The following is an 18022-nucleotide window of genomic DNA, read 5'->3' as shown; positions in this document are numbered from 1 at the left end:
GCGTGCAGCGAACAGCCGGTCCTTCCCGGGAGAGTGCGCGCACCTGGCTCAGCCCGGATGGGCCCACGATACGGTTCGAGCGTGATGGCCGGCCTTGCCAACAGCCCCTTGATCTTCGTCGATGTCGACGGACCGCTGATCCCGTTCAAAGCCCGGCCGGTTAGCCGCGAGCGTTCTTTGGGCGGTGCCGTCGTGCAGCCACTGGACGGTACTGGCAACCCTCTGCTCGATCGGCTTGACCCAGATGAGGGCGGAGGCTGTTGGCACTGGGATGCCAGTTGGTCTGGGCGACGACATGGATGGCGGAGGCGAACGAGGTCATCTCGCCACGGCTCGGGCTTCCGGACCTGCCGGTCGTCGAATGGCCGGACGACGACGAGGATCCGGAGCACGGTCTGCACTGGAAGACCGTATTCCTTGCCCGGTGGGCGGCCGGCCGCCCATTCGTCTGGCTTGACGAGGAGATAACTGATGCTGACCGGCGATGGGTAGCAGCACACCACCCGGTGCCGGCGCTGCTGCAACGTGTCGACCCCATACGTGGGCCTGACCGAAGCGGATTTCTCAGCGGTCCGTCGATGGCTCGGGCAGCTTGACGGCGCCGCTTGATCACCTGCACGCTCATGCCGCATCCGCGCTACGTCACGTCACGCCGAGCTGGCCCGGGTGCCGTCCGGACGCCGATGAGCGGACGTAGCGACCGGCTGCATGGGCGAGCCCAACGCCGTCATGGCCGCCCGCCAGCGATCTCGGCGTCGCTCCGAAGAATGCAGAACTCGTTGCCTTCCGGATCGGCAAGCACAACCCATCCCGTTCCGTCGGCCTCGCGGCGGTCAGCCACGACGGCCGCACCGAGCTCGGTCAGCCGCGCCAGCTCCGCGTCGCGCGTGCCGTCGACAGGACGCAAGTCGAGATGGATCCTGTTCTTGACCTGTTTTACTTCCGGCACCTCGATGAAGAGCAGGCGGTGCCGCCCGTCACGGGAGTAGATCATGCATTCCTCGTGGCCGGGCTCGTTCGGATCGTCCGGGTTCTCGCTGTAGTCGAGAACGGCTTGCCACCAACGACACAAGGCGTAGGCGTCGGCACAATCCACGGTGGTGTGGGACACGTAGGAGGTCACCACTGGATCATCGCAAGGCGAAGGTAGGCGGGGGAACTCTGTACGCGCCGCGAGCGCACGCTCATGCCGCTGTCCGCGCGTTGGCCGCGCCCAGCCCACTGCGCTGCGCTGTCATGCCGAGATGAGGATGTGCACGCCCAGTCAGCTGCCGCATCCGTGCAGCTACGCCGGGTCCCGCTCGACGAGCAGCCGGGCATAATTGCCCATCGACCGCTGGTAACGCGCCAGGTGCGGGGCGAGTGCGCCCAGCGCCAGCGCGACGGCCTCCCGGTCGCGCCCGACGTCGACCAGCGCCAGAGCCAGGAACCCCGCGACCGCGTCGTCGAGCTCGTCGCTACCGGCGTCCCGTTCGGCCGTCAGGAGCGCCACGCTCTCCCCGGCGCGACCGAGGTTGCGCAGCGAGCTGGACATCTGGATGATCGTCCGGCGCCGCCGCAGCCCGTTGAGCCCAGCCTGCAGTGCCTGCCGGTAGAGCGGGACAGCCAGATCGGAGTGCCCGGTCGAGTCCCACGCGCAGGCGCGCTCGAACAGGCCGACCGCGCTGTCGGCGGGTAGTTCAGCGGCGAGCTCGCCGATCCGACTGACGAAGTCGTCCTCGGCGAAGCTGTCCATCGTCGCCCACGCCTCGGCGACCCGCCGCTCCCAGTCGGCGCTGATCTCGCTCTGGCTGGTCACGTCATGCATGGTGATCTCCCTCGTTGCGGGCGGCCGGTCGGCTCGCGCCCGCCCATCCTGGGAGAGTCGCTAAGCTCGAACCACTGATTCGGTCACAACCGAATCTCTCAGACTCTGCGGGGAGGAGCCAGCCATCGCGGCAACCCTCCGATTCAGCACCGCCGACCTGCTGCGCTGCCGCTTCGCAATCTCGCCGGCCTTCGAGACGCTGTCGGCGATCCGGCTCACCCTGCCGGCGGAGTCCCCCGGGCAGCACCGGCGCTGGCTGGACACGGTCGCCGGCCAGGTCGCCGGAATCGACCTGCGGCCGATCACCCTGCTGCAGCCCCGACGCGGCTACTCCCCGGACTTCCTGGCCCCGCCCCCAGCCGGGCCGCTCGCAACCTTCGAGGACGATCTGGCCCGGATCGCAGACACCCCGCCCAGCCAGGTCGCCGCCGAGATCGCCCGATCCCTGCACGACACCCCGGGTGCGGCCGACAGCGAGATCGGCCGATACCTGCTCGGCGATCCCGTCGAGGTCCTCGCGACGCTGACCGGCCTGATCCGTACCGCGTGGCACCAGCTCGTCGAACCCAGCTGGCCCCGCGTGCGTGCCCTGCTCGACGCCGACGTGGGCTTTCAGACCAGGCGGCTCGCGGAGGGTGGCCTCGACCGGCTCTTCGCGGAACTGCATCCCACCCTGCGCTGGCACGACAACACGCTCATCCGCGAGTACGGCGACGACGACCACCCGCGACCTCGCCGGTGCAGGGCTCGTCCTGATGCCCAGCGCGTTCAAGTGGGACCAGGTGGTTGTGGTGATGGACGAGCCGTGGCAGCCCACCGTGATCTATCCCGTCCGCGGGTCCGGCACACTCTGGCAGCAGCTCAGCGGCACGCCCGACGCCGCACTGGGTCGCCTGATCGGGCGGACCCGGGCCGCGCTGCTGATCGGGCTGACCGAACCCGCGACGACGACCACGCTCGTCCACCGGCACGCTCTCGCCCCGGCCACCGTCTCGGAACACCTGACGGTGCTGCGCGACGCCGGGTTCATCATCGGCGAACGCCACCGGCACGAGATCCGCTACCGGCGTTCGGCGCTGGGCACCGCCGCGGTCGACCGGCGGTCTTGAGCACCCACATCTGCCGCGAGTCGCGCGGTTGTCGCGATCACTGTCAAGCGTCATCCGAGGCCCTGTCGTGGCCTGTGAGACCAGGCAACCCGGCAGCTGGCAAGCGGCAGCCGGACGTGTCACTCACGTGAAGTGATCCCCTGAGACCGGACACCTGCACCCGTTCGCGGCATAACCCGGTGTCCACATCCCCGGGGAACCTCACTAGACGGTCAGTGGAGACGGGCCCGCAGGTCGGCGATCCGATCCGCCGCGGCGATGAAGCCGGCGGAGTCGAGCTGGCCCCCGGTCTGGGCGTTGACCAGCGCGGCGGTGGCGGCTTCGCCCTGGCTGACGTCACGGGCGGAGCACAGGATGAGGTCCATGCCGGCGGTCGCGGCGGCGACCGCGCGCTGGCCGGTGCTGCCGTAGTGAGCCAGCGCACCGGCTTCCAGGGCGTCGGTGACGGTCACCCCGGTGAACCCAATGCGGCCGCGCAGTTCCTGCCTGACCACGGTCGGCGACAGGCCGGCTGGGCGGTTCGGGTCCAGCGCCGGGTAGATGGCCCAGGACACCATGACGAGGTCGACGCCGATGGCGACGGCGGCTGAGTACGGGAACTCGTCGGTGCCGCGCAACCTGGCCAGCGACTGGGACAGGGTGATCGGCCGGGTGTCGGTGTTCTGGGCCGTTGCCGCCCATCCCAGTCCGGGGAAGTGCTTGGCGGTGGCGGCCACGCCGGTGCGCTGCTGGGCGGTGATGAACGCCCGCCCCAGGGACGCGACGGTGCCGGGGTTCGCGCTGTAGGAGCGCTGGTACTGGTCGATGAAGTTGCCCGCAGTGGAGTAGACGTCGAGAACCGGGGCGAGGTTTACGTTCATGCCCACCGCGGCGACGGTGCGGCCGGCTCCGGTGCCCGCCGCGGCCGCCGCGGCCACCGGATCAGCGGCCTGGCCGATCCGCTTCTCCGACAGCGCGGGCGCCCCCGACAGCCGCCGGATCAGGCCACCCTCCTGGTCGACCATCAGCAGCAGCGGCACGTGGACCGGGCTTTGCGCCTGGGCTCGTCGCAACTGGGCGATCACCGAGCTGATCTGGGCGGTGCCGGCGATGTTCTCCCCGAAGAAGATCACCCCGGCGGCCTCACCGGCGCGGATGATCCTCAACAGGCTCGCCGGTGGTGTCAACCCGGGATAGGAGTAGATGATCCGCTGCCCGGCCAGTTGCCACCTGGTCAGGCCGGCCGACCTGCTCGGCGCCGGCACGGACGGTACCGACGCGGGTGACGTGCCCGGGGCCTTCGTGGGCGGCGGCGCGGTCGATGTGGACGGCGATGCCACCCGTCCGCCACCCGACCCACCGGGCGCGGACCAGATTGAGCGTGCCGCATCAGGGGCGGACGGCCCGGGCGTGGGGGCGTGCGAGGACTGGCAGGCGACCATGGCAAGGCCGAGCGTCCCGGCCGCCAGAACGGTGCGAACCTTCGCCGCTGGGTACATGACCACCTCCGCGTAGCCCGCACCGATCCCGGTGCGCCTGACGGGACCCGACGATCAGTCGACGGTGACCGGTCTGCGGTGTTCCGATCTCATCCGCCGGCGACGATGAACGGTGGCATCCGCTCCGGCGGCGATCGCCAGCCCTGCGCCTGCGGCATAAGTGCCTCCCGGTGTCACCGGACCCCGTGCGGCGGCTCTGTCAATAAGCAGTATGTGCGGGACATTCGTCGGTGACTAGTCGCCCACATCATCGCCCTACGCGGCCATTCGGCTAAACCTTCGCCCCTGCTCCTCACTCTTTGCCGATGGGCCGCCGAATCGCTGCACGGTGTCGGGGAGATCACCCCTGCCGGTTCCATCCGCCAGGCCACCTGCGCCGACAGTGAATCGGTGCTCGGCCCAGACCACCCCGACACCCTGACGACCCGCCAGCAAATCGTGGACAGGACCACCGCGGGCGAAACCAGACGACCGAGGTGCACCGGGGCCGCCCCGAACACACGCTCATGCCGCTGGTCGGCCGTTGACAGCTCGCCGAGCGGGGCACGTCCGACTCTGCCGCGAGCAGTGCGATGGCATAGCTACCTGGAGGACGAGCTGGAGAGCCACCACGGTTCGCCGGCCGGAGCTGCGTCCGGCCGCCCCGAAACGACGAGTGACCGTTGATCAGTCGTGGCCAAGAGTAGTGTGCCGTCGTCCGTGACATGGGCCTCTGCGATCGTGGCGCCGTTGAGAGTGAGCGCAGCTGTTAGCCAGGTGGCCTCGTCGGCAGCGGTGCCCCGAACACGAGAACCGGCCTCGATACGCCAATCGGTGTCCAGGTAGAGGCGGCTTTCTTGCGGCGGCGTCGATCGGTTGTCACAGAACCCGAGAAAAGGCCATGCCGGGCGGAGGCCGACCTCCACGACGAAGCAGCCGGCGAGTTGGTCAGGAGCCACGAGTAAATAGTGCCCGGCGTTGAACGCTCCGCGTGCCCTGATCTCGCGGGCCGTGCCCGACAAGATCACGTGCACGCTTCTGCCGCGACTCGCGCGCTACGCAGCGTCACGCCGAGCCGGCCCGGTTGCCGTCCGGACGTGCCCATGACCGAGCGGTGGATCAGCCTTGACGCCACTCCCGCAACCTGAGCAGGCGACCTGCCTTGCTCGCGGGCTTGACCTTGACGCAGGGTCAACCCTGCATGCTGGCGCCATGTCCATGAGTCTTCAGATGACAACCGAGCAGGTCCGCGGGCCTGCGATCCAGGTCCAGGGCCTGGAGAAGTCATACAAGGAGCTGCACGTGCTGCGCGGCGTGGACTTCGACGTGGCGCGCGGCAGCATCTTCGCCCTGCTCGGCTCCAACGGGGCGGGCAAGACCACGGTCGTGAGGATCCTGTCCACGCTGCTCAAGCCGGACGCGGGGACGACCAGCGTCAACGGCTTCGATGTCGTCACGCAAGCGGCGAAGGTGCGGGAGTCCATCAGCCTGACGGGACAGTTCGCGGCCGTCGATGAGATCCTCAGCGGGCGGGAGAACCTGGTGCTGGTCGCCCGGTTGCGGCATCTGAGGGATCCGGGCCGGATCGCGGATGACCTGCTGGCCCGCTTCTCACTGACTGACGCGGCCACACGGAAGGTGTCGACGTACTCGGGCGGCATGCGCCGCCGCCTCGACATCGCGATGAGCCTCATCGGGGACCCGCCAGTGATCTTCCTCGATGAGCCGACGACCGGGCTCGATCCACAGGCGCGTCTCGAAGTGTGGCAGGCCGTCAGGGAACTCGCCAGGCAGGGCACGACGGTGCTGCTCACCACGCAGTACCTCGACGAGGCCGAACAGCTCGCCGACCGGATCGCGGTCCTCCACAAGGGGCGCATCATCGCGAACGGCACTCTCCCCGAGCTCAAGCAGCTGCTCCCGCCCGCCAAGGTCGAGTACGTCGAGAAGCAGCCGACCCTCGAGGACGTCTTCCTCGCCATCGTCGGCGACGACGGCACCGACAGAAAAGTAGGCGCCGCCAGCCCAGACGGCACGAACAACTAAGGACCCTCGATGATCAAGCATTTCTTCAGCGACACCGCCGTCCTGCTGGGCCGGTCCCTGCGCCACATCAGCCGCAGCCCGGACACCATTATCACAACCGCGATCATGCCGATCGCATTCATGCTGCTGTTCGTCTACGTATTCGGCGGCGCGATCCAGACCGGGTCGGACAAGTACGTGAACTACCTGCTGCCTGGCATCCTGCTCATCACCGTCGCCTCGGGCATCTCCTACACCGCATACCGGCTCTTCCTGGACATGAAGGGCGGCATCTTCGAGCGGTTCCAGTCCATGCCGATCGCACGCTCGTCCGTGCTGTGGGCGCACGTGCTGACCTCGCTGGTCGCCAACCTGATCTCGCTCGCGGTGGTTGTGCTGGTCGCCCTCGTCATGGGCTTCCGCTCGGGGGCCGGCGTGCTGGACTGGTTCGCGGTCGCCGGCATCATGATGCTGTTCACGCTGGCCCTGACGTGGCTCGCCGTCATCCCGGGCCTGACCGCGAAGTCCGTGGATGGCGCGAGCGCGTTTTCCTATCCGCTCATCTTCCTGCCGTTCATCAGCTCGGCCTTCGTACCCACGGCGAGCATGCCCGGGCCGGTGCGCGCCTTCGCCGAGAACCAGCCGGTGACGTCCATCGTCAACACGATCCGCGACTTGTACGCTCAGCAGCAGGTCGGCGCCGACATCTGGATCGCCCTCGCCTGGTGTGCCGGCCTCCTCATCGTCGCATATGGCGTCGCCATGGCCATCTACCATCGCAAGATCAGTTGACGATGTGTCTCCTTCGTGCAGGCTGAAGCCATGCTGACGATCGGACGGCTGGCGTCCTACGCCGGGGTAACCATTCGCGCGGTGCGGCACTACCACCAGATCGGTCTGCTCCGGGAGCCAGAGCGCGACGCCTCCGGCTACCGGACGTACGACGCGGCCGCAGTCGTGCGACTCATCCGGATCCGGACCCTAGCCGAGGCCGGCGTCCCGCTGGCCCGGGTCCGCGAGCTACTCGACGCTGACCCCGAGACGTTCGCCGCCGCGACCACCGAGATCGACCGGCAGCTGCGCGCGCAGATCCGCGCACTGCAGGAGCACCGGCGGCGGATCGCGCAGCTGGGCTCCGGCGATTCGTTGGCTCTCCCGGAGGAGGTGATCGACTACCTGGACCGCCTGCGTGCCACCGGAGCGCCGGAGGCGATGATCGTGGCCGAGCGGGACGCCTGGATCCTGATAGCGGCGCGCTGGCCGGAGGCTATCCCGGCGTTCATGGCCCAGAAGGTGGCCGAGCTGGCCGACCCGAAGATCGTCCGGCTCTACCAGCTCATCGGTCGGATCGCGGAGGACTGGGAGGACGAGGAGCTGCTGCGCGAGACGGCCGACCTGATGAGCGAGTTGTTCGAGCAGGCGGCGGCCAATGGGCAGCTGGACTGGCGGGACGAGCACGGGCCCGATGCGGAGTTCATCCGCCTGATGGACGCGTTCGCCGATGGCGCCCACCCCGCCGTCGCGCGGCTGCGGGAACTGATCGCCGAGCGTGGTTGGACCGGGTGGACTCGGGTCGAGAAGCGCGAGCCCTGAGGCGTCACGCCGTGCCCGCACCCGCGTCTGATCAGGCGCAGCCATCTAATGGGTTCTGTCAGCCTGCTGGTGCGGGATGGCTCCGGTAGGGGCTGGCGGCGCTCACCCGCCGCACCAACCAGTGCTACCTTCCACCGTCCGCGGCATATCTGCGCCGTCTACTCGACGATTAGAACGGCAGCCGCCGTTCATGGCGGCAGCTCTACGGCCACGCCGAGCGAAGCCGACGCATGTCATCTCTCTTGCCGCGGGGAGCGCGGCCATGCTCGCCGGCAGGGCCGAACGGCCCGCTCGGACGCGTCGGATGCCTGGCCCGGAACTGCGCCTGCCAGTCGTGCGTGATCCGATTCCGTGTCACTTGCTTGGAACTCGACGGCGTGCAACCCGCAGGCGTGGGCGAGTGGGGCTCCACTCCTTCTCCTGCGCGGCCAAGCTTGGCCTTGATGCCCAGAACGGCGAAATCGTGCTGGACCCCGACATCCCTGAGGAGATCGGCCGGATTCGTCCTGATCGGCACACACGTGTTCGCCAACCGCTGGGCCGGTGGAAGCGACGGGAAACCCGTTACAACGGCCGCCTCGCCCCTGACAGCTCCACGAACAGCCACGCGGCCTGCGTGGGCTCGGTCAAGGAGCGAGGCAGGGAGTAGTCCGGGCGCCCTTGCATCCACGTCGGTTAGTCGTTGTCGCCATGGGTACTCCCTTCTGTGGGCATCTCAGGCCGCAAGAGGCTCCCCATGCTGCCGCCCACCCTCGGCGGCGCGGAGCGGCACGGTACGAAACCCTTCCTCATGGCCGAGGGCCGGAACCCTGGGTGGGTAGGAAAACGTCAGGCGCTGCGGGGCCGTGGGGGCGAAGGCGGTGCGGCGCGGAACGCGTCGTACGTTGCGGTGCCGGCTCCTCTGCTGGCCCCGGCCGCGTTGGTGCGCACGGCGCTGGTCGTCGCGGCTGCCGTCGCCGCTGGTTGGCTCGTGGGCTGGCTCATTGGCGTAGCCATCAAGAAGGCGGCGAGGGAGCCCTACCGGTCGTTGTTGATGCCGACCTATCGCGCCTGCCGCCGCCTGACGATTTTCATCCTGGTACTCGCTGCGCTGTACTTCACACTGCAATACACCGACCTGCCCAATGATTGGTTGCCCCACGGCCGTAACGCGCTGCGCCTGGTGTTGGTCCTTGCACTCGCTTGGTTGGTGGCCAAGGCGCTGCGCGTCACCGAGGCAGGCACCCTGCTACATCTCCCTATGCACAGCAAGGATCCGTCCATCCGGCGGACCCGCAACGAGATCCGGCTGCTCCGCAAGCTGGCCGGGGCTGTCGTCACAGTGCTGGCGATCGGCTGGGCCCTGACAACCTTCGACACCCTGCGGGCATTCGGCATATCCCTGCTGACATCCGCCGCAGTCCTCGGCGTCATCGTCGGCCTCGCCGCCCGGACCACGCTCGGCAACGTCCTCGCCGGACTCCAGGTGGTTGTCGCCCACGCCATGCAGGAAGACGACGTCGTCGTGGTGAACGACGAGTGGGGCCGCATCGAGGAGGTGAACCTCACCCACGTCGTCATGCGGATGTGGGACGAACGGCGGCTGACCCTGCCCACCACCTACTTCACCGAACGCCCTTTTCAAAACTTGACCCGACACGACGCGCGAGTGATCAGCGAAGTCACCCTGCACTTGGACTTCACCGCCGAGTTGAACGAGCTGCGCAGCGAGGCGCAACGCCTCCTGGAGGCGAACCCGCTGTGGGAACGCGACAACAAATGGCAACTACAGATGGTCGACGTGACACCGCAAACAATCGCCGTCAAGCTACGCGCCTGGGCCGCAGACTCACCCAGCGCCTGGAACCTCGCCTGCGAAGTGCGGGAGGCCCTCACCACGTACGTCCGGGACCAACACCCGCAATGGCTCCCACGGACCCGGGGCGAGTATCACCCGTAATGCCTCGCCCGGGACGGCCGCAGGTCGACTGCGGCAGCAGCGCCGAGCCGGGTCGTGCGGAGGCGGACTCCGGTTCGTGATCGCGCGCTCATGCCGCTGACGGCGCTGGCGCCACACGGGCACCGCTGTCGGTGGGGGCTGACGTTCTCTGCGCAACGGGGGTCGGGGATGGTGTGCACCTACACTGCCCGGCCGTAGGTGACGGCTTCGCGGACGAGCCGAGGCGCTTTCTCGGCAAGCTGCGGATCCGGCCGCGCTCCCAGCGCGTCGTTGACAGTCGAGAACGCCAGCCGGAACGCGATCCACGTCGTCGCCTCGAAGATTTCCTGGTCATTGAGGCCCGCGTCGCGTAAGCGGTCCACGTCCGCCTGGGTCGTGGCATTCGGATCCTGGACGACCTGACGAGACCAGCCGGCCAGTGCAGCCTCCCGATCGGAGAGGCCACCGTCAACGCCTTGCAGCACCCTTGCGGCGGTCGCCTCGTCGCTGAGTTCGGCCAGCCTGGATCCCCAAGCCAGCGCGCAGTAGGCGTCGCGGCGGGCAGCGGCGGTGGCGGCGACCATCACGGCCACTTCCCGGGGCGACAGGCCCGAATCGGCCAGGAGATCAGCACGCACGGCTTGGAAGGACGCCAGCACATCCGGACGCCAGCACCAGGCGCGGGTGAGGTTGTTGACGTAGCCGTCGGAGGCGACATCGGCCTGGTAGACGGCAGTGACCGCAGGGCTTTGCGGCGGATCGGCAAGGAACGCAGCAGCGTGATTCATAGGGTCAATGTGCATTACCCGACGATCATTCAGTGACCGATCAACGACAGCTCAGAAGTCCGATACTTCTCCTGCGTGCCGCGCTCGGTCGCGGCGAGCTTCCCAATGCCCTGTTGTTGACGTCGATGGCGTGTTCTTATACCGGGACGACGATGTCAGTGACCTCGTCGCGGCGACCCTCGGCCATCCCGCTCCGTGACCCCTCCATCCCCCAGACGTGAAAGGTGCAACGATGCGCAGGAGATCGACGTTCCAACTGGCAGTCCTGACCGCTACCGCTGCGACATTCTTGGCGGCCGGTGGAGCCTCCGGGGCGGTGGGCACGGCAGCGTCCGTCACCGCCTCCGCGGGTGTTGCGGCGTGCGAGCCGGGTGCCGAGGGGCACAGCGCGGCGCGGGTGAGCGTGGGCGCCACCGCACAGGAGCCGGAGCTGTATTCCAAGAATGAGGCGAACGCCTACGGCGTGATCAAGGATTCGCCGCGGCTGACCAACGGCAGCGTCACCGTGCCCACGATCTTCCACATGGTCTCCGACCACCCCCTCGGCGCGGCCGAGACGAACAGGTGGAACACCCTGATCGCGGCGCAGATGACCGTGCTCAACGATTCGTTCGCGGGCCGCACGGCGGCGAACGCCTCCGACACGCCGTTCCGGTTCTCGCTCGTCGACACGACGTGGACGGTGAACAGCGACTGGTACACGGTCGTGCCGGGCAAGAACGAGCGGGACATGAAGCAGGCGTTGTACACCGGCGACTCCCGCACCCTGAACGTGTACGCGGCCAACATCGGTGGCGGGCTCCTCGGCTGGGCGTACTTCCCGAAGGGTTACAACAACGGCCGGGACTACATCGACGGCGTGGTGATGCTCGATGAGTCGATGCCGGGCGGAACGGCGGGCAAGTACGCCCTGGGTGACACGCTGACGCACGAAGTCGGGCACTGGCTGATGCTGGAGCACACCTTCGCGCACGGGTGCTCCGCTTCCGGCGACTACGTCGCGGACACTCCGCGGGAGGCGGCGCCGCAGTTCAACTGCCCGGTGGGCGCGGACACCTGCACCGCACCCGGGCTGGACCCGATCCACAACTTCATGGACTACACGCAGGACTCCTGCATGGACATGTTCACCGCAGGACAGGCGGACCGAATGAGCGACGCCTGGGTGGCGTTCCGGGCCGGTGGCGTCAAGTAACCCAGCCTGGGTGGGTACGTGTCGGGGTTGACGGGTCGCGGCCAGCGGCTCGTCAACTCCTTTCGTATACGCAGACCGAAGCGCTACCGAACGCCGGCGAGCTGGTCCGGTCGGTGCACCCGGCGTGACCAGACCGACGGGCTGGACCCCTCGTCGGGGTGCAAATGGACTCCGGCACGGCCCTGCCGTTCGGTTGCGCGAGGTCGTAGGTTGGGCGCGTGACCGAAGAGCTGGTGCCACGGCCCGAGATGCGGGTGTCCGACGCCGAACGGGAGCGGGTGGTCGAGCAGCTGAACCAGGCGGTCGGCGAGGGGCGGCTCACGCTCGCCGAGTTCGAGGACCGGATCGGGGGCGTGCTGGCCGCGCGTACCCACGGCGACCTGGCGCCGTTCACCGCGGACCTGCCGGCGACCGGCGCACCGCAGGTGCTGGAGTTGCGCTCCCGCGCGTCGTCGCTGAAGCGGGCCGGACGGTGGGTCGTGCCCCGTCGGGTGGTCGTCAAGGCCCGGTCGTCGAGCGTACGACTGGACCTCACCGAGGCGGTGATCGTGTCGCCGACGGTGGAGGTGTTGCTCGACGTCCGGTCCAGCTCGGTGACGGTGGTGCTGCCGCACGGTGCGTCCGCCTCGGTGGATGAGGTGGAGATGTCGTCCAGCTCGGCCAGGGCGGGCGTGCCGGACTCGGGCGGTCTGCACGTGGTGATGCGCGGTCACCTGCAGACCTCGAGCCTCACGGTGCGACATCAGCGCCGGTTCCTGCGCTGGCGGTGGTGACCGGGACAGGTGCCGGTGGTCAGCGCGCGAGCACCGCGCGGCGAGCCTGCCGGGCGGCCCGCCGCGGTGGGGCGCTCAGCGGGCCGGGCTCAGCCGTTCGGCCAGGAAGTCCTCCCAGGTCCGCGCGCCCACGTCAGCGCCGTCGAGCGTCAGGTTCGCGCCGGCCCGGTACGCCCGGCCGGCCTTCCCCGGCATCCGTACCGGCAGCATCGGGCGGCGCTTGCCGCTTGCCCGCAGGTAGCCGCGGGCCAACTCGGCCAGCCCGTACACCCGGGGCCCGGCCAGATCGGGCACCGGGCCGGCGGGCTTGTCGAGGGTCAGGTCCACGAGCCGGGCGGCCACGTCCCGCACGTCAACCGGCTGGAACCGGAGCCCGCCCGGGACCGGTATCACCGGCAGCTTCGCCATCTTCTCCACCACGGTGAAGGCAAGGTCGTGGAACTGGGCGGCCCGCAGCGTCGTCCAGGGCAGGCCGGAGTCGGCGATCGCCCGCTCGGCGTCCAGCTTGGACCGGAGCCAGCTCAGCGGCACCCGGTCCGCGCCGATGACGGAGATGTACACCAGGTGTCGCACCCCGGCCCGCGACGCGGCCCGAACCAGGTTCCGGGTCGCCTCGTCATCGCCCTTGGGGCCGCCCGCGAGGTGCACGACGGTCTCGGCACCGGCCACCGCCGACTCGACCCCCGCGCCGGTGAGCAGGTCGCCGGTGACGTGCTCGACGCCGCTCCCGGGCTGGTGGCGCCCCCGGCTGAGCACCCGCACGTCGCGGCCGGCGTCCCGCAGGCGCGGTACGACGAGGCGGCCGAGGGTGCCGGTGCCACCGGTGACCAGGATGGGTGACGTCATGGCTGCTCCAAACTCGTTCGGTTCGGGAGTCGATCTCCCGGTCACATCGGCTGTGTTTCGTGGGTCTACCGCTGTGACACCCGGCGAGAAGGGGATGTGACCGGTGGATGAGCGCGAATTTCTGACCGAGCGGTTCGAGGAGCAGCGGAGCCGGCTGCGGGCGGTGGCGTACCGGATGCTCGGTTCGGTGAGCGAGGCGGACGACGCCGTCCAGGACGCCTGGCTGCGGGTCAGCCGCGCCGACACCCGTGACGTGGAGAACCTCGGCGGGTGGCTGACCACGGTGGTGGCCCGGGTCTGCCTGAACATGCTGCGGGCGCGGGCGCACCGGCGGGAGGAGCCGCTCGACGTGCGGGTGCCCGATCCGGTCATCAGCCCGGAGTCCGGCGCCGACCCCGAGCGGGAGGCGGTGCTCGCCGACTCGGTCGGGCTGGCGCTGCTGGTGGTGCTGGAGACGCTGACGCCGGCCGAACGGCTCGCGTTCGTGCTGCATGACATGTTCGCCGTGCCGTTCGAGGAGATCGCCCCGATGATCGAGCGGACCCCCACCGCGGCCCGGCAGTTGGCGAGCCGGGCCCGCCGCCGGGTACGTGGGCAGGCCCCCGAGCCCGACCCCGACGCCAGCCGTCAGCGGGAGGTCGTCAGCGCGTTCTTCGCCGCCGCCCACGACGGCGACTTCGACGCGCTCGTCGCGGTGCTCCACCCCGACGTGGTGCTGCGGGCCGACGGCGGGCTCACGCGGGCCCGCCAGACGGTCGTGCTCACCGGCGCGCACACGGTGGCCGGACAGGCGCTCACCTTCGGGCGGCTCTCCCCGTTCGCGCGCCCGGCGCTGGTCAACGGCGCCGCCGGGGTCGTGGTCGTCGTACAGGGGCGGCCGGTCTCGGTCATGGGCTTCACCGTCGCCGCCGGGAAGATCGTCGCCATCGACGTGCTCTCCGACCCCGAGCGGCTGGGGAGGCTCGACCTGTCGGTCCTCGACGGCTGACGATCCGCGGCGAGGCGGCAGGGTGGCCAGCGGGAATCCGGGGACCTGAGGTCAGCGGCCGCGGCGCGCCTCGCGCTCGGCGCGCTTGCGCTCGCGCTGCTCCCGGCTCCACTGCTTACGATTCTCCAGGTCCCGCTTCCACTGCTCCCGTGCCTCCTGCGAGCCGCCGTGGACGGCGTTGTCGACCGTCGCGGGGCCGGCAAGGTTCCGGTAGACCCAGTCCAGGATCCGGCCGCCCTTGCCCTGGTCGTCGGGAGTCTTGCTCTCCTCCGCCATGTGTCCCACCCCTCACCATTGGCAATCCAACGATTGGTACACCAACTATTGGTACGGTAACAGCGAGAGGGAGGGGCCGATCGGATGGGTGACCTGAGCGACATCGATGATCCGCTGGCGCTGGAACAGCAGGTCTGTTTCGCCCTCTCCGTCGCGGCCCGTGGAGTGGTGGCCGTCTACCGCCCACTGCTCGAACCGATGGGACTCACCCACCCGCAGTACCTGGTGATGCTGGCCCTCTGGCAGCACGCGCCGCTCTCCGTACGCGAGCTGAGCCGTCTCCTGCAACTCGACCCGGGCACCCTGTCGCCGTTGCTCAAGCGGCTGGAGGCGATCGGCTACCTCCGGCGCGAGCGCGATCCGGCCGACGAGCGCAGCCTGGCCGTGACGCTCACCCCCAAGGGTCAGGCGTTGCGAAGTCAGGCCCAGCGCATCCCCCCGGCCATCGTCGAGCGCCTGGGCATGCCGATCGAGGACCTCAAGCGCCTGCACGCCACGCTGACCGACGTCATCGAGGCGGCGCGGCAGGCGTCGAAGGCGCCTCCCGCCAGCCACGGCGCGGAGTGAAGCCGGCCAGGTGCCACAGCCCGGCGTACCGGGGGTCGGGGAGCCAACGGGCGTGCGCCGCCTCGTCGGGACGAGGCGGCCAGTCCCGGTACGGCAGGTAGGCCAGCCGCCAGGCGATCACCAAGAAGACGTACCCGCCGACACCGACCGGCCAGAGCAGGGCATCGCGTCGGCGGTAGGAGACCCTGGGCGCGAGCCAGGCCAGCACCGCCATGGGGACGACGACCGCGCCGGCATCCGCCAGTGGAGCAAGACCGGTACGTGCCGCGATCAGATCGCGGATCAGCAGCGCGGGAATCATCACGGCGATCACCAGCAGCACCGTGATCACCGTGCGCGGCACCCGGCCCAGCGGCGGACGTAGCGGCGTGTCGGTCATGATCGGAGAATACGGATCGTCGGCGATCGTGGACGCGGGTGAGGACGGGAAGGCGCCGCATGACCGAGATCGGTGTTGAGCTGGACGAGGACGACGAGGACGAGGACGAGGCTCCCGGCTGGGACGCTGTCGGAACTTTCCGCGTCGTCGCCACTCCTGGTCACCGATCCCGCCCGGTGACGGCAACAAGCTGCGGCGTTCACCGCAGCGGACCGAGCCCGGCGGGCTCGGCTCCGGGCCGGCCCGCCGGGCTCACTCCGGCAGGGAGACGACGTGCGTCAGAGGTTGCGGCGCGGGTCGGCCGGATCGGCCGGATCGGCCGGGAAGGTGCTCGTCCGGGGCGTCGGGACGTCGGTCACCACGTACTCGGTCTCGGTCTCCGGCGTGCTGGTGCCGTCGTCGCTCGACCGGTGCTTGGTCACTGCCGCCGCGCCGGCCGCGGCCGCGCCCGCGACGGCGGCGCCGGCCGCCACGGCCTTGCCGGAGACGCCGGCCTTGCCGTCGTCGCCCCGCGACGAGGCGGCGTGCTCCACGCCGGGGGTGCCGAGGTTGCGACCGTCGTCGATCGTGCCCCGCCAGGCGCCGGTCTCGGTGCCCCGGCCCTCGATGTACGACTTGAACTTCTCCAGGTCCGCCTCGGCCCGCTTCTCGACGATGTGCAGCTTGTCGCCGGCCTTCTCGACCAGCCCCTCGGGCTCGTACTCGAGGGAGAGCCGGACCTGGGTGCGGTCGGTGCCGACCGGCTGGAAGTAGACGGCGCCGGCGTTGGTGGCGCCCTCGGTGGCGGCCCAGGCCACCTTGCGGTCCGGGACCTGCTCCAGGACCTTGGCGTCCCACTCGCGCTTCACGCCCGCGATCTCGGCGACCCAGTGCATCCGCTTGTCGTCGAGCTGGCGTACCTCCTGGACGCCCCCCATGAACCGGGGGAACTCCTCGAACTGGGTCCACTGGTTGTAGGCGGTGCTGACCGGAACGTTGACTTCGATGGACTTCTCGACCTTCGTGGTCATGGGCACTCCTTGTCGTTGAGTCGTCAGGAGGGTCTCTCCTCGCGTTACGAGAACTCCTACCCTCGGAAGAGGCGCTCAACCGGACCCGGTGCACTAGGGACGAGCCCGTCCATCGGCCAGGTGGATCAGGCGGCGGTGCTGCCGGAGTTGGCGGCGACGATGAACACGAAGACGATCAAACTGAGGATGCCGAGGATCGTGAAGATGTAGCTCAGCACCAGACCGGCGGTGGCCAGGCCGCTGCCCTGCTCCCCGGTCCGCCGGATCTGCTTCTTGGCGATGTGGCCGAGCACGATGCCGACCGGGGAGAAGACGAAGGCGAAGACCAGGGACAGGATCGCCATGACGTTGGTGCCGCGGACCGCCGGGGCCGCGCTGCTCCGCGGATGCTCCGCATACGACGGCTGGCTCATCGGACCCTCCAGTGTGAAACGACCTGGAGGCTTCTGATATCCACCGGTTCACCTGCCCAAACATCGCGGTCGATGGCCGGGCGGGACCGCCGGTACGACCTGCCGGAGGCCCAGGTCAACGCGCTGACCTGGGCCTCCGGACCGACGCGGGGACGGTGGCCGTCCCCGCGTACGCTCAGCCGTCCTCGCGGTCCGGGCTCTCCAGCCGGAAGAAGTTGCTCTGCTTCCCGTCGGAGCGTTCCTCCTGGTAGATGAAGTTGAGCCGGCGCTCGTCGAACGCGCGGAACCACTCCTCCCAGCTGATCTCGCGCAGTCGCGCCTCCCGGCCGTTGGCCGGGAAGTCGAAGCGCAGCACCCCGGCGTGCCCGTCGTGCTCGCTGCCGTCGACCGTGGTCGGTACGCCCTTGCGCTCCTCGGCCCACCGCCGGATCACCTCGTGGTCGGTGGTGACCAGGCTGCGCCCCGGGCGCTCCGGCTCGTCGTCGACGGAGGTGATCTCCTGCGAGTATCTGATCGACTTCGAGCTGTGCTCGCCGGTACGGATGCCGCCACCGGCCGGGCCCGAACCGCCGGACCTGCCGGGGCCGTCGCGCAGGGTCTTGATCAGGGTCTTGACCAGGTCGTCCTTGTGCATGTCGGCGGTGTCGGTGACGCCGCGGTTGCGCAGCCGGTTGCGCAGCTCGTCGACCTTGAGGCGGGCGATCTCGCTCTCGTTGATGTCGGGGGTGTTCGGGGTCTGGTTACCCGGCGGGTTCTTGGTCGCGGTGGAACCACTGCCGCGCGCCGAGCTGTTCTGCGTGGGCATCGAACATCATCCTTCCTCGACCCGTGTCCAGGGGGTACAGCGCCGCGTGACGCGGTGGACCGTCCCTTGATCT

General features: G+C 69.4%; 19 protein-coding genes and 2 pseudogenes. 10 read left to right on the top strand and 11 right to left on the bottom strand.

Features of this window, described 5'->3' with window-relative positions; all coding sequences use genetic code 11:
* Positions 1-84 precede the first annotated feature (84 nt).
* Positions 85-609: pseudogene (locus tag GA0070613_RS06995) on the top strand (HAD domain-containing protein).
* Positions 610-727: 118 nt separating this feature from the next.
* On the opposite strand, the gene GA0070613_RS06990 reads toward GA0070613_RS06995, so the two are convergent.
* From GA0070613_RS06990 to GA0070613_RS32925, 3 genes are all read right to left on the bottom strand, one after another.
* A complete protein-coding gene (locus GA0070613_RS06990) occupies positions 728-1123 on the bottom strand; it encodes a VOC family protein (protein ID WP_089011548.1) in 396 nt (131 codons plus the stop codon).
* A gap of 162 nt (positions 1124-1285) precedes the next feature.
* Positions 1286-1798 (bottom strand): tetratricopeptide repeat protein, encoded by a 513-nt coding sequence (locus GA0070613_RS06985; protein ID WP_231929694.1) that lies wholly within the window; start codon positions 1796-1798, stop codon positions 1286-1288.
* A gap of 1 nt (position 1799) precedes the next feature.
* Complete coding sequence (locus GA0070613_RS32925; protein WP_197699055.1) at positions 1800-2531, bottom strand: hypothetical protein; 732 nt, start codon at positions 2529-2531, stop codon at positions 1800-1802.
* A 31-nt stretch (positions 2532-2562) separates the two neighbouring features.
* Here GA0070613_RS32925 and GA0070613_RS32920 point away from each other — a divergent pair, with 31 nt between their 5' ends.
* Positions 2563-2916 (top strand): ArsR/SmtB family transcription factor, encoded by a 354-nt coding sequence (locus GA0070613_RS32920; RefSeq protein WP_197699054.1) that lies wholly within the window; start codon positions 2563-2565, stop codon positions 2914-2916.
* Between the two features lie 212 nt (positions 2917-3128).
* Here the strand turns inward: GA0070613_RS32920 and GA0070613_RS06975 are convergent, their stop codons facing one another.
* Positions 3129-4160 carry a glycoside hydrolase family 3 N-terminal domain-containing protein gene (locus GA0070613_RS06975; protein WP_197699053.1) on the bottom strand — a complete coding sequence of 344 codons (1032 nt, stop codon included), beginning with the start codon at positions 4158-4160 and terminating at the stop codon, positions 3129-3131.
* A gap of 1431 nt (positions 4161-5591) precedes the next feature.
* Between GA0070613_RS06975 and GA0070613_RS06970 the strand changes: the two genes are divergently transcribed.
* The 4 genes from GA0070613_RS06970 (at position 5592) to GA0070613_RS06955 (ending at position 9930) form a co-directional block, all read left to right on the top strand.
* A complete protein-coding gene (locus GA0070613_RS06970) occupies positions 5592-6419 on the top strand; it encodes an ABC transporter ATP-binding protein (protein ID WP_408630991.1) in 828 nt (275 codons plus the stop codon).
* 9 nt (positions 6420-6428) lie between these two features.
* On the top strand, positions 6429-7190 hold the full coding sequence (locus tag GA0070613_RS06965; RefSeq protein ID WP_089011545.1) for an ABC transporter permease: 762 nt from the start codon (positions 6429-6431) through the stop codon (positions 7188-7190).
* A 30-nt stretch (positions 7191-7220) separates the two neighbouring features.
* Positions 7221-7991, top strand: coding sequence for a MerR family transcriptional regulator (locus GA0070613_RS06960; RefSeq protein ID WP_089011544.1), 771 nt, complete (start codon positions 7221-7223; stop codon positions 7989-7991).
* Positions 7992-8727: 736 nt separating this feature from the next.
* Positions 8728-9930, top strand: coding sequence for a mechanosensitive ion channel family protein (locus GA0070613_RS06955; RefSeq protein WP_231929693.1), 1203 nt, complete (start codon positions 8728-8730; stop codon positions 9928-9930).
* A 179-nt stretch (positions 9931-10109) separates the two neighbouring features.
* Here GA0070613_RS06955 and GA0070613_RS06950 read toward each other — a convergent pair whose 3' ends face one another.
* A complete protein-coding gene (locus tag GA0070613_RS06950) occupies positions 10110-10697 on the bottom strand; it encodes a carboxymuconolactone decarboxylase family protein (protein ID WP_231929692.1) in 588 nt (195 codons plus the stop codon).
* A gap of 316 nt (positions 10698-11013) precedes the next feature.
* Between GA0070613_RS06950 and GA0070613_RS06945 the strand changes: the two genes are divergently transcribed.
* The gene (locus GA0070613_RS06945) at positions 11014-11892 is read left to right on the top strand and encodes a zinc metalloprotease (protein WP_231929691.1); all 879 of its coding nucleotides are present in this window, start codon (positions 11014-11016) and stop codon (positions 11890-11892) included.
* Positions 11893-12110: 218 nt separating this feature from the next.
* Positions 12111-12665 (top strand): DUF1707 SHOCT-like domain-containing protein, encoded by a 555-nt coding sequence (locus GA0070613_RS06940; RefSeq protein ID WP_089011541.1) that lies wholly within the window; start codon positions 12111-12113, stop codon positions 12663-12665.
* 75 nt (positions 12666-12740) lie between these two features.
* Here GA0070613_RS06940 and GA0070613_RS06935 read toward each other — a convergent pair whose 3' ends face one another.
* Complete coding sequence (locus GA0070613_RS06935) at positions 12741-13511, bottom strand: SDR family oxidoreductase (RefSeq protein ID WP_089011540.1); 771 nt, start codon at positions 13509-13511, stop codon at positions 12741-12743.
* 103 nt (positions 13512-13614) lie between these two features.
* Between GA0070613_RS06935 and sigJ the strand changes: the two genes are divergently transcribed.
* Positions 13615-14499: an RNA polymerase sigma factor SigJ gene (gene sigJ, locus GA0070613_RS06930; RefSeq protein WP_089011539.1), complete on the top strand. Its 885-nt coding sequence runs from the start codon at positions 13615-13617 to the stop codon at positions 14497-14499.
* Positions 14500-14550: 51 nt separating this feature from the next.
* Here the strand turns inward: sigJ and GA0070613_RS06925 are convergent, their stop codons facing one another.
* Positions 14551-14775 carry a hypothetical protein gene (locus GA0070613_RS06925; RefSeq protein WP_089011538.1) on the bottom strand — a complete coding sequence of 75 codons (225 nt, stop codon included), beginning with the start codon at positions 14773-14775 and terminating at the stop codon, positions 14551-14553.
* Positions 14776-14859: 84 nt separating this feature from the next.
* Here GA0070613_RS06925 and GA0070613_RS06920 point away from each other — a divergent pair, with 84 nt between their 5' ends.
* Positions 14860-15342: a MarR family winged helix-turn-helix transcriptional regulator gene (locus GA0070613_RS06920; RefSeq protein ID WP_172875767.1), complete on the top strand. Its 483-nt coding sequence runs from the start codon at positions 14860-14862 to the stop codon at positions 15340-15342.
* On the opposite strand, the gene GA0070613_RS06915 is transcribed toward GA0070613_RS06920, so the two are convergent.
* From GA0070613_RS06915 to GA0070613_RS06900, 4 genes and pseudogenes are all read right to left on the bottom strand, one after another.
* The gene (locus GA0070613_RS06915) at positions 15284-15721 is read right to left on the bottom strand and encodes a hypothetical protein (RefSeq protein ID WP_089011537.1); all 438 of its coding nucleotides are present in this window, start codon (positions 15719-15721) and stop codon (positions 15284-15286) included. The two genes, GA0070613_RS06920 and GA0070613_RS06915, sit on opposite strands and share 59 nt — an antisense overlap.
* Before the next feature lie 560 nt (positions 15722-16281).
* Positions 16282-16731: pseudogene (locus GA0070613_RS33260) on the bottom strand (SRPBCC family protein); the annotation flags it as partial.
* Between the two features lie 125 nt (positions 16732-16856).
* Positions 16857-17144: a DUF4190 domain-containing protein gene (locus GA0070613_RS06905; RefSeq protein ID WP_089011535.1), complete on the bottom strand. Its 288-nt coding sequence runs from the start codon at positions 17142-17144 to the stop codon at positions 16857-16859.
* Positions 17145-17319: 175 nt separating this feature from the next.
* Complete coding sequence (locus GA0070613_RS06900; RefSeq protein WP_089011534.1) at positions 17320-17949, bottom strand: hypothetical protein; 630 nt, start codon at positions 17947-17949, stop codon at positions 17320-17322.
* Positions 17950-18022 lie beyond the last annotated feature (73 nt).

The organism is Micromonospora inositola (assembly GCF_900090285.1).
GTDB classification, from domain to species: Bacteria; Actinomycetota; Actinomycetes; order Mycobacteriales; family Micromonosporaceae; genus Micromonospora; species Micromonospora inositola.
Note: the sequence above shows the minus strand (reverse complement) of the source record. Positions and strands in the feature narration are given on the sequence as shown.